Below are 12,666 nucleotides of genomic sequence, written 5' to 3'. Positions count from 1 at the left end.
GGGCCGGTATCCCGCCGTTCTATGTGATGGATGTCTGGCTGGCCGCCGCCGAACGTCAGCGCACCCACGGTGACCTGGTGAACATGTCGGCGGGCCAGCCCGGTGCGGGCGCACCGGTTCCCGTGCGGGCCGCGGCGCTGGCCGCGCTCGACGGCGGCCCGCTGGGCTACACCGTCGCGCTCGGCATCCCGGAACTGCGCACGGCCATCGCCGACTCCTACCGCAGCGCGCACGGGCTGGACGTGGACGCCGACGACGTGGTGGTGACCACCGGGTCCTCCGGCGGTTTCCTGCTGGCGTTCCTGGCCTGTTTCGACGCCGGTGACCGCGTGGCCGTGACCAGCCCCGGCTATCCGTGTTACCGCAACATCCTCACCGCATTGGGCTGCGAGGTGGTCGAACTCCCGTGCGGACCCGACACCCGCTTCCAGCCCACCGCGGACATGCTCGCCGCGGTGCACCCGCCCCTGGACGGCGTGATCGTGGCCAGCCCGGCGAACCCCACCGGAACGGTGATCGCGCCGTCGGAACTGGCGGCCATCGCGACCTGGTGCGCCGAGACCGGGGTACGGCTGATCAGCGACGAGGTGTACCACGGTCTGGTGTATCCCGGTGCGCCGCAGACCAGTTGCGCATGGTCGACATCGCGCGACGCCGTGGTGGTGAACAGCTTCTCGAAGTACTTCGCCATGACCGGCTGGCGGCTGGGGTGGATGGTGGTGCCGAAGTCGTTGCAGCGGGCCGTGGACCGGTTGACCGGCAATTTCACCATCTGCCCGCCGGTGCTGTCCCAGCGGGCGGCCGTGGCGGCCTTCAGCCCGGAGGCGGTGACCGAAGCCGACAGCCATCTGCAACACTACGGCCGCAACCGCGAGCGGCTGTTGAACGGGTTGCGTGGCATCGGTATCGACAAGCTGGCGCCGACCGACGGTGCCTTCTACGTCTACGCCGACGTGTCACATCTGACCGACGACTCGCTGTCGTTCTGCGCCAAGCTGCTGGCCGAGACCGGGGTGGCCATCGCCCCGGGCATCGACTTCGACCCGGTGCGCGGGGGTTCCTATGTCCGGTTGTCGTTCGCCGGGCCCACCGCCGACGTGGACGAGGCCGTCGCGCGGATCGGGGCCTGGGTACACTAGCGGGCCGACCAGCCGCCGTCCATGGTGTAGGAAGCGCCGGTGACCATGCCTGCGGTAGGTGAGGCCAGCCAACCCACCAGGGCGGCAACCTCTTCCGGCTCCACAAGGCGCTTGATCGCGCTCTCGGTGAGCATGATCTTGGCCAGCACCTCGTCCTCACCGATACCGTGGGTGCGGGCCTGATCGGCGATCTGCTTGGTCACCAGGGGGGTGCGCACGTATCCGGGGTTGACGCAGTTGCTGGTGACCCCGTGCGAACCGCCTTCCAGCGCAGTGACTTTGGACATGCCTTCCAGGGCGTGCTTGGCGGTCACGTACGCCACCTTGTACTCGCTGGCGCGCAGCCCGTGGATCGACGAGATGTTGATGATCCGGCCGAAACCACCCGCGTACATGTGCGGCAGCGCGGCCCGTACCAACAGGAAGGGGGCTTCCACCATCAGGGCCTGGATCCGGCGGAACATCGCCGGCTCGAAGTCCTGGATGGGGTTGATGGCCTGGATGCCCGCGTTGTTGACCAGGATGTCGGTCTGCAGTCGCAGCTCCTCGAGCTGTGCGACGTCCAGGAGGTCCACCGCCCAGGCGGTTCCGTCCACCTCGTCGGCGACGGTCTTGGCCGCGGTCTCATCGACGTCGGCCACGGTGACGGCGGCGCCGCGGGCGGCGAGATCCCGCGCGCACGCGGCACCGATCCCGCTACCGCCGCCGGTGACCAGAGCGGTCTTGCCCGCGAGCTCGCTCACGCGGACGTCCTGGCGGAGTTCTTGACGTCCTCGGCGTCGGCGATGTCGAGCGACTCGAGGTCCAGGCCGTTGGTCTCGCGGACGAACAGCACCGCGATTAGCGTGACCAGGCAGGCGCCGGCCAGATAGATCGCGATCGGCACCGAGGAGCCGTAGATGTCGAGCAGCTTGACCGCGATCAGGGGCGCGAGCGAGCCGGCGACGATCGAGGTGACCTGATACCCAAGGGAGACACCGGAGTACCGCATCCGGGTCGGGAACATCTCGGCCATGATGGCCGGCTGCGGTGCGTACATCAGCGCGTGGAAGATCAGGCCGATGGTCACTGCTGCCGTCACCACCGCGTAGTTTCCGGAATCCATCATGGGGAAGGCGAAGAAGCCCCACGTCGCGCCGACGATGGCACCGGTCATGTAGACCGGGCGGCGGCCGAACCTGTCGGCGAGGTGCCCGACGAAGGGCACGACGGCGAAGTGCACCAGGTGGGCGACCAGCAGGTACCACAGGATGGACGAGGTGTCCGCGCCCACCTGCACCTTGAGGTAGGTGATGGTGAAGGTGACCACCAGGTAGTACATGATGTTCTCGCCGAAGCGCAGGCCCATGGCGGTGAAGACGCCACGCGGGTAGCGCTTGAGCACCTCGACCACGCTGAAGCTGGATTCCTTGATGCGCTCGGCTTCCTCCTGCGCCGCAACGAAGATCGGCGCATCGGTGACCTTGGTGCGGATGTAGTAACCGACCAGCACCACCACGGCGGACAGCCAGAACGCAACGCGCCAGCCCCACGACAGGAACGCGGCATCCGAGAGCGTGGTGGTGAGCACCAGCAGCACGACGGTGGCCAGCAGGTTGCCCGCGGGCACCCCGGCCTGCGGCCAGCTGGCCCAGAACCCGCGCTGGCGGTCCGGGCTGTGCTCGGCGACCAGCAGCACCGCGCCGCCCCATTCACCGCCGACCGCGAAGCCCTGGATGAAGCGCAGAGCCACCAGCAGGCCGGGCGCCCAGTAGCCGATCTGGCCGTAGGTGGGCAGGCAGCCCATCAGGAACGTGGCCGCACCCACCAGAACCAAGCTGAACTGCAGGAGCTTCTTGCGGCCGTACTTGTCGCCGTAGTGGCCGAACACCACACCGCCGAGCGGGCGGGCGACGAAGCCGACGGCATAGGTGGCAAACGCCAGGAAGATCGCGTTGAGCTCACTGGTGGTCTCCGAGAAGAACACCTTGCTGAAAACCAGTGTGGCCGCGGTGCCGTAGAGGAAGAACTCGTACCACTCGACGACGGTGCCGGCCATCGAGGCGGCGACCACCCGCTTCAGACCGGTTGATATCGGCTGACTCATCCCCACTCCTGCCCTGTGATGCCCACCACAACTCTGCTGAATAGTGGTGCAGGTTCCCGTGAACTGCAATGACCAAACCCGCAGCCGCGGTCTGCAAAAATGCAGATATGGCTGGTACGCAGCGCCTCAGCGCCGACGATTTGCTGATCTTGCTGGCAGTGGGCCGAAGCGGCCGCTACATCACCGCCGCCGACGAACTCGGGCTCAACCACACCACGGTGGCCCGCCGCATCAGCGCCCTCGAACAGGCTCTCGGCGGCCGGGTGCTGGCGCGGGTGGGTGGCAGCTGGGAACTCACCGACCTCGGCCGCCAGGCCCTGGCCGCGGCGGAGGCGGTGGAGACAGCCGTGCACACGCTGTCGGCGCCCGACGGGGCCGGGACGCGGCTCGAGGGCGTGGTTCGGATGTCGGCGACCGACGGCTTCAGCGCCTATATCGCCGCACCGGCCGCGGCGGCGGTCCAGCGTCGTCACCCGGGCATCGCCGTCGAGATCGTGGCAGCCACCCGCCGGGTGACCCAGCAGCGCTCCGGACTGGACATCGAGGTGGTGGTGGGACAGCCACAGGTGCACCGCGCCGAGGCCATCCGGCTGGGTGACTACCGGCTGGGGCTCTACGGCGCCACCGACTACCTGGCCGAGCGCGGGGTGCCGGCCACGGTGGCCGACCTGGCCGAGCACCGGTTGATCTACTTCATCGACTCCATGCTGCAGGTCGACGACCTGGATCTGGCCCGCACATTCGCCCCGCTGATGCGCGAGTCGGTGTCGTCCACCAATGTCTTCGTGCACGTCGAGGCCACCCGCGCGGCCGCCGGCCTGGGCTTGCTGCCGTGTTTCATGGCCGACCGGCATGACGACCTGCAGCGGGTATTGACCGCCTCCGTGGCCATCCAGCTGAGCTATTGGCTGGTGGCGCGGGCGGAAACGCTGCGGCGCCCGGAGGTGGGCGCCTTCGTCGATGCGATCCGGGACCGGGTGCGTCGACAGCAGGACGTACTTCTGGGTATCCGGTCGGGGTGAAATACCTGCGTACCGGCTCCGGTGCCCCCCTGTTGCTCATCCACGGCATCTCCCACCTGCACAACTGGGACCCGGTACTGCCCGCATTGGCCGCCCGCCGGGAGGTCTACGCCGTGGACCTGCCCGGGTTCGGGGACAGCCCGGCGCTCCCGGGCGAGGTGTCGGTGGCCAGCCTGACCGACGCCGTGCAGTCCTTCCTCACCGACCACGACCTCACCGAGGTGGACGTGGTGGGCAGCTCGATGGGTGCCCGGATGGCCCTCGAACTGGCGCGGCGCGGACACCGCGGCGCCGTGGTGGCGCTGAACCCCGGGGGATTCTGGACTGACGCCGAGGTGCGCTACTTCGCCGCGACCCTGCGACCGTCGCTGGGTCTGGTCAAACGCATCCAGCCGCTGCTGCCGACGCTGGTCGGCTCGGCGGTGGGGCGTACCGCCCTGCTGGCGCAGTTCTCCGCCCGCCCGTGGGCGCTGGATCCCGACCTTGTGTTGCGCGAGTTCCGCAACTTCGCCTCCTCCCCCAGCCTCGACGACGCGGTGAGTGCCCTCATCCACGGGCCCGCGCAGCAGGGCGGGCCCGTGGCGGGCCGGGTCACCATCGGCTGGGGACGCAAAGACCGGGTGACGTTCCCCCGCCAGGCCCGCCGCGCGCTGCAACGGTTCCCCGACGCCCGGCTGCACTGGTTCGACCGCTCCGGCCATTTCCCGCACTGGGACCAGCCACAGGAGACCGCCGCGCTGATCCTCGAGGCAACCGGCTGAGTACAACGGTTGCGGTGCGCGCCCTGGCCTGGTGCAGTCGTCAGATGCCATACATCGACGCTGACTCCGGACGGTTCTACTACCGCCACTGGGCCGCCGAGCAGCCCCGCGCCGCGGTGATCTTCCTGCACGGTTTCGGGGAGAACATCTCGCTGTATCACCGGCTGGCGTTCACGCTCAATGCCGCCGGTTTCGACTTCTGGGCCGTCGACCAGCGCGGCCACGGACTGAGCCCGGGTGAGCGCGGTGACTTCGGACCCATCTCGCACAGTGCAGGCCTGGCCGAGGCGCTGACCGCGCTGGCCGAGGAGGCCACCCCCGGAATTCCCCTTGTGCTGCAGGGACATTCGTTCGGTGCCGCCGTGGCCATCTCGATCCTGCTGGACGCGCCGCAGCGCTACGCCGCCGGCGTGCTCTCCGGGGCACCGCTGGTGCCCGTGCCCGAGCTGCTGAACCCCGACAGCAGCTTCGAGCTGGACCTGGCGATCCTGTCGGCGGACCCGTTCTATCTCGACGCCCTGGAGAACGACCCGCTGGGGTTCACCGACGCTGACGGCGGCGCGCTGGCCCGGGCGCTGGACACCATCTGGGACAGTCTGGGCGCCGAGCTGCCGACCCTGGCGGTGCCCACGCTGGCGGTGCACGGCGAAGTCGACGCCATCGCTCCCGTGGGTGCCGTGCGCGCCTACGCCGAACAGATCGAGTCGCTGGAGATCGTGGAATTCCCCGGTGCCCGCCACGACATCCTCAACGAAACCGTGCACCGGGAGGTCGCCGCGGCCATCGTCGAGTTCCTGGAGCGGGTCCTGGGATAGGCTCACCCGATGCTGCGACGGATCACGCTTGCCACCGCCGCCCTGCTGCTCGCCGGCGGCACGCTGGCCGCCCCGGCCGGAGCCGAGCCGATGCCGCCGTGCGAATTCGGGCTCTCGTTCCTGTGCAGCATGCTGCCGGTGGCGCCGGATCTGGAAGGCGACATCGACCTCAGCCAGGACAAGCCGCCGGCCAACTCGTTACCCGAGGATCAGGTGGCCGATCCCTGCGCGCTGGGCTGCATCTAGAGAACTGCACGCGATGCGCTCCGCGCCCTACCTCAGGGCAGTCGGGCACAACAGAACACCGCCGCCGACGCGGGCTGCCATCCTGGCCTTTCTATCTGTGTAGAAGGGTCACCCCACAGTGAGCGAACAACCCCGACGACCCACACCCACGGTTTCAAATGGGTCCGTCGACGGCCTGCTGATGCGGTGGTGGCGTGAGCGCGCTGACTATGAGTGGCGGACCGAATTCCTGGGCAGCCGTGGCATCCTCCCCGTTTTGCGCAGACTCATCGCCGGTATTGGCGTCATCATGGGTGTACTCGCCGCGGTCAACGTGGTGGCGCCGCCGGTCACCGACACCGTCATCATCCGGATCGGGTGGGGCGTGGTCGCTGTAGGTTCGCTGCTGTGGGCCGCGCGATGGGCTCTGCGGGGGTGGCCGAGCGCGCGGGAATCAGCAGGGTTGCTGATCTTCGTCGACGTCATCATGACCCTGTCGACCCTGCTGTTCGGTGACCCCAACCTGGCGATGTCAGGGATGCCGCTACTGCTGTGCGGCGGCGGCTACATAGTCTTCTTTCACGGCCCCAGGCTGCACCTGGCCCACATCGCTTGGAGCACGGCTGCCGTCATCGGCGTCGCGATCTGGCTGGCAGAGACGACAGCGGAGGACGGACTGCAGATCGCGCTGTCGCGGGCCGTCATCGCCCTGCTGGTCACGGTATGCATCCTTCCGGCGCTGCACTTCGGCTTCTGGGCGCTTCAGCACAGCTCCCGACTGGCCTTGATCGATCCGTTGACGGAGCTGACCAACCGGCGCGGCCTGTCGATCGCGATGGAGCGACTCAACAGCAACGCAACGCCAGGCACGACGCTGTGCGCGCTGCTGATCGACGTCGACGGGTTCAAACGGATCAACGACACATTGGGGCACGCCGTCGGTGACCAGGTACTGATCCGCATCGCGCGTTGCATCCGATCAAGTGTGCGCAGCGAAGCCGAGGTGGGGCGATGGGGCGGGGAGGAATTCCTCGTGGTCGACCGCGTCACACCGGAGCATGCGTGCCGAGTCGCCGAACGTATCCGACTCGCCGTGTCAGCCCCGGCTCAGCCCGCCGTCACAGTCAGCATCGGAATGGCCGCCGCGACATGCATCGACCAGACGATCGACGGCGTCATATCAGCCGCGGACGCCGCCATGTACGAGGCCAAAGGCCAAGGCGGAGACCGCGTTGTCATGGCGAGCTGAGGAGCGGGCTACAACCAGGTGTCCGGCGTGGTGGCCGTGATGAACGCTTCCAGATCGTCACGCCACTGCGCCGGCGAGTTCTTGTCCGGCTCGATGCCCGTGTACTCACCGCGGTAGAACAGCAGCGGACGGGGCTTCTTCTTGGGCACCTCCGAGAGCGAATGCACCGCCCCGAACACCACGAAGTGATCACCGCCGTCGTGCACCGATGCCACCGAGCAGTCGATGTGGGCCAGCGAGCCGTCGATCACCGGGGAGCCGAGCTTGGATGGGGTCCAGTCGATTCCGGCGAATTTGTCCGGCTCCCGCGACCCGAACCGCGCCGAGACGTCCTTCTGCTTTTCGTGCAGGATGTTCACGCAGAAGCGGCCACTGGCCTCGATGGCGGCCCAGGAGCGCGACACCTTGGTGGGGCAGAACAACACCAGCGGCGGGTCCAGCGACAGGGCGGCGAACGACTGGCAGGCGAAGCCTATCGGCTCCTTGTCGTGCACGGTGGTGATGATGGTGATGCCCGTGCAGAACTGCCCGAGCACGTGGCGGAATGTGCGCGGGTCGATATCCGCTGACGTCATGACGACTACTTGAAGCCGACGCTGAAGTCGTGACCCCACAGACTGACCGCGGTGCTCTCCCGCGCCACCCAGTCATCGTCGTCGACTTCGAGTCCCTCACAACCGAATTCGATGTCGAACCCGCCCGGGGTCTTCATGTAGAAGGACAGCATCTTGTCGTTGACGTGGCGGCCCAGCGTGGCCGACATCTTCACCTTGCGGCGCAGCGCGCGATCCAGGCACAGGCCCACGTCGTCGGCCTCACCCACCTCGACCATCAGATGCACGATGCCACTGGGGGTTTCACCCGGCATGAACGCGAGGCTGTGGTGGCGTGGGTTCACCCCGAGGAAGCGCAGCCACGCAGGTGCACCGTCGGCTGGGCGGCCCACCAACTGCGGCGGCAGCTTCATCGAATCGCGCAGGAAGAAGCCGAGCACATCGCGGTAGAAGTGCAGAGTCTCGGCGTCGTCACGGGTGGTCAGGACCACATGGCCCAGCCCCTGCTCCTCGGTGACGAACTTGTGTCCGTAGGGGCTGACCACCCGGCGGTGCTCCAATGCCACCCCGTGAAACACCTCGAGGGTGTTGCCCGACGGGTCGTCGAAGACGATCATCTCGTCGACACGGCGGTCGGCCAGCTGCGTGGCGGTGGCTTCCTTGTACGGCGTGCCCGCCATGTCCAGCCGGGTCCGGATGTCCTGCAGCGCTGCCGCATTGGCGGTCTCCCAGCCGGACTCCAGCAGCCGGTCGTGCTCACCGGGGACAATGATCAGCCGGGCCGGGAACTCGTCCATCCGCAGGTACAGGGCACCATCGGTCGGGCCCTTGCCCTCGACCATGCCCAGCACCTTGAGGCCGTACTCGCGCCAGGCCCCGACATCAGTGGCCTCGATCCGCAGATACCCCAACGACGTGATCGTCACCTCGAACCTCCCAGGAAGTCGATCGTGAGCTTGTTGAATTCGTCGAACTTCTCCAGCTGCGCCCAGTGCCCGCACTGACCGAAGACGTGCAGCTGCACCCGCGGAATCTGCTTCAGCGCCACCAGCGCGCCGTCCAGCGGGTTCACCCGGTCTTCGCGGCCCCAGATCAGCAGTACCCGCTGCCGCAGCTTGTAGACATCGCGCCACATCATGCCGAGCTCGAAATCGGCGCCCGCGAAGGACTTCCCCATCGCCTTGGTGGCAGCCAGAGACTCCGGGGTGCTGGCGATCGCGAAGCGCTCCTCCACCAGTTCCGGGGTGATCAGGCTCTGGTCGAACACCATGATCCGCAGGAACTTCTCGATGTTCTCGCGGGTGGGGTCGGCGGCGAAGCGGCCCAGCAGCTTGACGCCCTCGGTGGGGTCCGGCGCGAACAGGTTGACGCTGAGCCCACCCGGGCCCATCAGCACCAGCCGGCCGGCCCGCTTCGGGTTGTCCAGGGCGAACCGCACCGCGGTTCCGCCGCCGAGTGAGTTGCCGACCAGCTCGGCGCGGTCGATGCCGAGGTGGTCGAACAGGTTGAGCAGCGCGGTGGCGCTGTAGCGGTTGTACTGCTCGTGTTCGGTGTGTTTGTCCGAGTGCCCGTAGCCCGGCTGATCAACGGCCAGCACGTGAAAATGCTTGGCCAGCACCGGGATGTTGCGGCTGAAGTTCGACCAGCTGGACGCCCCCGGCCCGCCGCCGTGCAGCAGCACCACCGTGGGAGAGGCCGGGTCACCGGCTTCGTGGTAGTGCAGCCGCATGTCATCGCGGACCTGCGCGTACCTCGAGGTGGACTCGAAGGTGATCTCCTGCTGCTGGGCCGCTTCCGCGGCGAACGACGTCACTAGACCATCGTGTCCTGCGGCGGGAGACCGAAGGCGTCGTTTCCGTAGATCAGGTACGCGCGCTCGGGCTCGTTGGCGGCGTGCACCCGCCCGGCATGGGCATCACGCCAGAACCGCTGCACGGGTTGATCGAGGTTCAGTGCGGTGGCACCGGAGGCCTCGAACAGCAGGTCGATCGACTCGATGGCGCGCTTGGTGGCACGCACCTGGTCGCGCCGGGCCCGCGCACGCAGGCTGAACGGAATCTCCTTGCCGGCGCTGAGCAACGCGTATTCCTCGCTGACATTGCCCGCCAGCTGGCGCCACGCGGCGTCGATGTCGCTGGCCGCCTCGGCGATGCGGATCTTGGCGAAGGGATCGTCCTTGGACTTCTCTCCGGCGAAGGCCGCACGCACCCGCTTGCCCTGGTGCTCGACGTGCGCGTCGTAGGCGCCGTAGGCCATGCCGACGATGGGCGCCGAGATGGTGGTGGGATGCATGGTGCCCCACGGCATCTTGTAGACCGGCGCGGTGTTCCGCTCGTAGCCGCCCGCGCTGCCGTCGTTCATGGAGCGGTAGGACAGGAACCGGTGCCGGGGCACGAAGACATCCTTGACCACTACGGTGTTGCTGCCGGTCGCCTTCAGTCCCACCACGTTCCACACGTCGTCGATGCGGTAGTCGCTGCGTGGGATCAGGAAGCTGCCGAAGTCCACCGGCCGGCCGTCCTTGATGACCGGTCCGCCGAGGAACGCCCAGGTGGCGTGGTCACACCCGGAAGACCACTGCCAGGCACCGCTGACCTTGTAGCCGCCGTCGACCACCTCACCGGCGCCCATCGGGGCATACGACGAGGACACCCGGACCGTCGGGTCGTCGGCCCAGACGTCCTCCTGGGCCTGCTGGTCGAACAGCGCCAGGTGCCAGTTGTGCACGCCGATGATCGACGACACCCACCCGGTGGAACCGCAGGCGGTGGCCAGGCGGCGCACGGCTTCGTAGAACACCGCCGGGTCGGTCTGGAAGCCACCCCACTGCTCGGGCTGCAGCAGCTTGAAGAAGCCCACCTCGTCGAGATCGCTGATGGTGTCGTCCGGAATGCGCCGCAACTCCTCGGCCGCCTGGGCCCGTTTCGCGATCAGCGGGAGCAGATCGTCGATACCGGCCAGCACGGACTGTGCGTCACGTTGTTGAATGGAAGTCACTGCATTTCCTCCCAGGGGGTGCGGGACCCGTAAGAACTGGGTTCAAGACTAGAACACGTTACGATTTGTGTCGAGAACCGGCCCTGCGCAGGCGCTGGACCTGCAGCGGACCGTTTCTGTAACCTGTTCTAGTTATGAGACCGCCGCAGAAGAGGGGGTGCGCCGGTGACGGAGCCGCTCGGTAGCCACGTTCTGGAACTCGAGATCGCCGACGTCATCGCCGAAACCGACGATGCCCGGTCGCTGGTCTTCAAGGTCCCCGACGGCGCAGACGTCGCCGCGGACAAGCTGCGCTACACCCCGGGCCAGTTCCTGACGCTGCGGATTCCCAGCGAGCGCACCGGATCGGTGGCTCGCTGTTATTCGCTGTGCAGCTCGCCGCACACCGACACCTCGCTGACCGTCACCGTCAAACGCACCGTCGACGGGTACGCCTCGAACTGGCTGTGCGACAACGCCGCCCCCGGCATGACCATGCACGTACTCGCGCCGTCGGGCACGTTCGTGCCCAAGAGCCTCGACGGCGACTTCCTGCTGATCGCGGCGGGCAGCGGCATCACCCCCATGCTGGCGATCTGCAAATCCGCGCTCTCCGAGGGCAGTGGCCAGGTCACCTTGATCTACGCCAACCGCGATGAGAAGTCGGTGATCTTCGCCGAAACACTGCGCGAGCTGGCGGCCCGGTATCCCGACCGGCTCTCGGTGATCCACTGGCTTGAATCGGTGCAGGGGCTGCCCAGTGTCGGCGCCCTGGCGCACCTGGCCGGGGCCCACACCGCCAAACAGGCCTTCATCTGCGGGCCGGGTCCTTTCATGACCGCCGCCCGCGAGGCCCTGCAGTCGCTGGGCATGCCGGACCAGCAGGTGCACGTCGAGGTGTTCCGTTCGCTGGACACCGATCCGTTCGCCGCGGTGACCATCGAGGATGACGCGGGAGATGACCAACCGGCCGCCACCGCGGTGGTGACGCTGGACGGCACCACTCACGAACTGAGCTGGCCGCGCACCGCCAAGCTGCTCGACGTCCTGCTGGACAAGGGGCTGGATGCGCCGTTCTCCTGCCGGGAAGGGCACTGCGGGGCCTGCGCGGTGCTCAAGACCAGCGGCGAGGTGACGATGGAGATCAACGACGTGCTGGAGCCCTCGGATCTCGAGGAGGGTCTGATCCTGGGTTGCCAGGCCCTGCCGGCATCGGATTCCGTCGAAGTGACCTACGACGAATGACGACGGGATACTTTCGTCGGATGAAACGGTTCGCAGCAATCCCGCTGGCGGTCGCTGCGGCGCTGCTGGCCCCCAGCGCCCCCGCGTCAGCGGCTGCGGACTCGGGCATGTCGTCTTTTCCGGTGGACCCGGCAACCCAGGTGGAGATGCACGTCAACGCCAATTGTGTGGCCGCAGAAGCCCGGTGCTACTTCGACACCCAGGCCAACCTGCTCACCCCCGGCGGCCCCACGGGTTTCCCGGGCGAATTCTGGGCCCGCCAGACGATCACCCTGCGCAGCAACGACCGCAACGTCTGGCAGGAAGCGGAGTACAGCGCCCCTGCGGGCATGCCGCGGGAAACCAAGGGCGCCAACCACGACAACGTGCTGTCCCGGATGCTGAAGAACCCCAGCGGGGTGGAGATCTCGGTGACCTACTTCGGCGGTGGTGGGCTGGAACGCTTCCGGACCGACGGCAGTTCGGTGCCGACATCGTGGACCACCGGTCGGCCCGACACCGCCGCGAGCTTCATCGTGTGCTCCCAGATCCAGGTGGTCTACGGCGGGCACAACGTCACCACCCGCGGCGCCTGCGCGCAGACCGGGTTCTAGC

Annotated in this window: 14 protein-coding genes; 8 read left to right on the top strand and 6 right to left on the bottom strand. The window is 67.7% G+C overall.

The window, feature by feature from the left end; genetic code table 11:
• The first annotated feature begins 26 nt into the window (after positions 1 to 26).
• A complete protein-coding gene (locus G6N58_RS11025; RefSeq protein ID WP_435406377.1) occupies positions 27 to 1,139 on the top strand; it encodes a pyridoxal phosphate-dependent aminotransferase in 1,113 nt (370 codons plus the stop codon).
• Here G6N58_RS11025 and G6N58_RS30635 read toward each other — a convergent pair.
• Both G6N58_RS30635 and G6N58_RS30630 read right to left on the bottom strand, forming a co-directional pair.
• The gene (locus tag G6N58_RS30635; RefSeq protein ID WP_115278682.1) at positions 1,136 to 1,882 is read right to left on the bottom strand and encodes a 3-hydroxybutyrate dehydrogenase; all 747 of its coding nucleotides are present in this window, start codon (positions 1,880 to 1,882) and stop codon (positions 1,136 to 1,138) included. The two genes, G6N58_RS11025 and G6N58_RS30635, sit on opposite strands and share 4 nt — an antisense overlap.
• On the bottom strand, positions 1,879 to 3,225 hold the full coding sequence (locus tag G6N58_RS30630) for an MFS transporter (RefSeq protein WP_115278683.1): 1,347 nt from the start codon (positions 3,223 to 3,225) through the stop codon (positions 1,879 to 1,881). Before G6N58_RS30630 ends, G6N58_RS30635 begins: the two co-directional genes overlap by 4 nt.
• A 107-nt stretch (positions 3,226 to 3,332) precedes the next feature.
• Between G6N58_RS30630 and G6N58_RS11010 the strand changes: the two genes are divergently transcribed.
• The 5 genes from G6N58_RS11010 to G6N58_RS10990 all read left to right on the top strand — a co-directional run bounded on the left by G6N58_RS11010 (position 3,333) and on the right by G6N58_RS10990 (position 7,297).
• On the top strand, positions 3,333 to 4,247 hold the full coding sequence (locus G6N58_RS11010; RefSeq protein WP_435406148.1) for a LysR family transcriptional regulator: 915 nt from the start codon (positions 3,333 to 3,335) through the stop codon (positions 4,245 to 4,247).
• The gene (locus G6N58_RS11005) at positions 4,244 to 5,008 is read left to right on the top strand and encodes an alpha/beta fold hydrolase (protein WP_115278685.1); all 765 of its coding nucleotides are present in this window, start codon (positions 4,244 to 4,246) and stop codon (positions 5,006 to 5,008) included. The genes G6N58_RS11010 and G6N58_RS11005 overlap by 4 nt, the downstream gene beginning before the upstream one ends.
• A 44-nt stretch (positions 5,009 to 5,052) precedes the next feature.
• Positions 5,053 to 5,823 (top strand): alpha/beta hydrolase, encoded by a 771-nt coding sequence (locus G6N58_RS11000; protein WP_115281583.1) that lies wholly within the window; start codon positions 5,053 to 5,055, stop codon positions 5,821 to 5,823.
• A 9-nt stretch (positions 5,824 to 5,832) separates the two neighbouring features.
• On the top strand, positions 5,833 to 6,069 hold the full coding sequence (locus G6N58_RS10995) for a fibronectin-binding protein (protein ID WP_115278686.1): 237 nt from the start codon (positions 5,833 to 5,835) through the stop codon (positions 6,067 to 6,069).
• A gap of 256 nt (positions 6,070 to 6,325) precedes the next feature.
• A complete protein-coding gene (locus G6N58_RS10990) occupies positions 6,326 to 7,297 on the top strand; it encodes a GGDEF domain-containing protein (RefSeq protein ID WP_232067821.1) in 972 nt (323 codons plus the stop codon).
• A gap of 8 nt (positions 7,298 to 7,305) precedes the next feature.
• Here G6N58_RS10990 and hsaB read toward each other — a convergent pair whose 3' ends face one another.
• From hsaB to hsaA, 4 genes are read right to left on the bottom strand one after another with little or no spacing between them, the layout of a single operon-like run.
• The gene (hsaB, locus tag G6N58_RS10985; RefSeq protein ID WP_115278688.1) at positions 7,306 to 7,872 is read right to left on the bottom strand and encodes a 3-hydroxy-9,10-secoandrosta-1,3,5(10)-triene-9,17-dione monooxygenase reductase subunit; all 567 of its coding nucleotides are present in this window, start codon (positions 7,870 to 7,872) and stop codon (positions 7,306 to 7,308) included.
• A gap of 5 nt (positions 7,873 to 7,877) precedes the next feature.
• On the bottom strand, positions 7,878 to 8,777 hold the full coding sequence (gene hsaC, locus G6N58_RS10980; RefSeq protein ID WP_115278689.1) for an iron-dependent extradiol dioxygenase HsaC: 900 nt from the start codon (positions 8,775 to 8,777) through the stop codon (positions 7,878 to 7,880).
• Complete coding sequence (gene hsaD, locus G6N58_RS10975) at positions 8,774 to 9,664, bottom strand: 4,5:9,10-diseco-3-hydroxy-5,9,17-trioxoandrosta-1(10),2-diene-4-oate hydrolase (RefSeq protein ID WP_115278690.1); 891 nt, start codon at positions 9,662 to 9,664, stop codon at positions 8,774 to 8,776. The genes hsaC and hsaD overlap by 4 nt, the downstream gene beginning before the upstream one ends.
• Positions 9,664 to 10,848 carry a 3-hydroxy-9,10-secoandrosta-1,3,5(10)-triene-9,17-dione monooxygenase oxygenase subunit gene (gene hsaA / locus G6N58_RS10970; protein ID WP_068914749.1) on the bottom strand — a complete coding sequence of 395 codons (1,185 nt, stop codon included), beginning with the start codon at positions 10,846 to 10,848 and terminating at the stop codon, positions 9,664 to 9,666. The genes hsaD and hsaA overlap by 1 nt, the downstream gene beginning before the upstream one ends.
• Positions 10,849 to 11,013: 165 nt before the next feature.
• Here hsaA and G6N58_RS10965 point away from each other — a divergent pair, with 165 nt between their 5' ends.
• Both G6N58_RS10965 and G6N58_RS10960 read left to right on the top strand, forming a co-directional pair.
• Positions 11,014 to 12,072, top strand: a complete 1,059-nt coding sequence (locus tag G6N58_RS10965; RefSeq protein ID WP_115278691.1) for a ferredoxin--NADP reductase — start codon at positions 11,014 to 11,016, stop codon at positions 12,070 to 12,072.
• Between the two features lie 20 nt (positions 12,073 to 12,092).
• Positions 12,093 to 12,665, top strand: a complete 573-nt coding sequence (locus G6N58_RS10960; protein WP_068914747.1) for a hypothetical protein — start codon at positions 12,093 to 12,095, stop codon at positions 12,663 to 12,665.
• The last annotated feature ends 1 nt before the right edge of the window (position 12,666 follow it).

The organism is Mycolicibacterium tokaiense, assembly GCF_010725885.1.
GTDB lineage: Bacteria > Actinomycetota > Actinomycetes > Mycobacteriales > Mycobacteriaceae > Mycobacterium > Mycobacterium tokaiense.
The sequence above is the reverse complement of the archived record's forward strand: the minus strand, read 5'-3'. Positions and strand labels throughout refer to the sequence as shown.

Bases quoted from the DNA above. Each gene is read 5' to 3' on its own strand.
- G6N58_RS11010 (WP_435406148.1), top strand. From the start codon at position 3,333: ATGGCTGGTACGCAGCGCCTCAGCGCCGACGATTTGCTGATCTTGCTG.
- G6N58_RS10995 (WP_115278686.1), top strand. From the start codon at position 5,833: ATGCTGCGACGGATCACGCTTGCCACCGCCGCCCTGCTGCTCGCCGGC.
- G6N58_RS30630 (WP_115278683.1), bottom strand. From the start codon at position 3,225: ATGAGTCAGCCGATATCAACCGGTCTGAAGCGGGTGGTCGCCGCCTCG.
- G6N58_RS11025 (WP_435406377.1), top strand. From the start codon at position 27: ATGGATGTCTGGCTGGCCGCCGCCGAACGTCAGCGCACCCACGGTGAC.
- hsaB (WP_115278688.1), bottom strand. From the start codon at position 7,872: ATGACGTCAGCGGATATCGACCCGCGCACATTCCGCCACGTGCTCGGG.
- G6N58_RS10960 (WP_068914747.1), top strand. From the start codon at position 12,093: ATGAAACGGTTCGCAGCAATCCCGCTGGCGGTCGCTGCGGCGCTGCTG.
- G6N58_RS11000 (WP_115281583.1), top strand. From the start codon at position 5,053: ATGCCATACATCGACGCTGACTCCGGACGGTTCTACTACCGCCACTGG.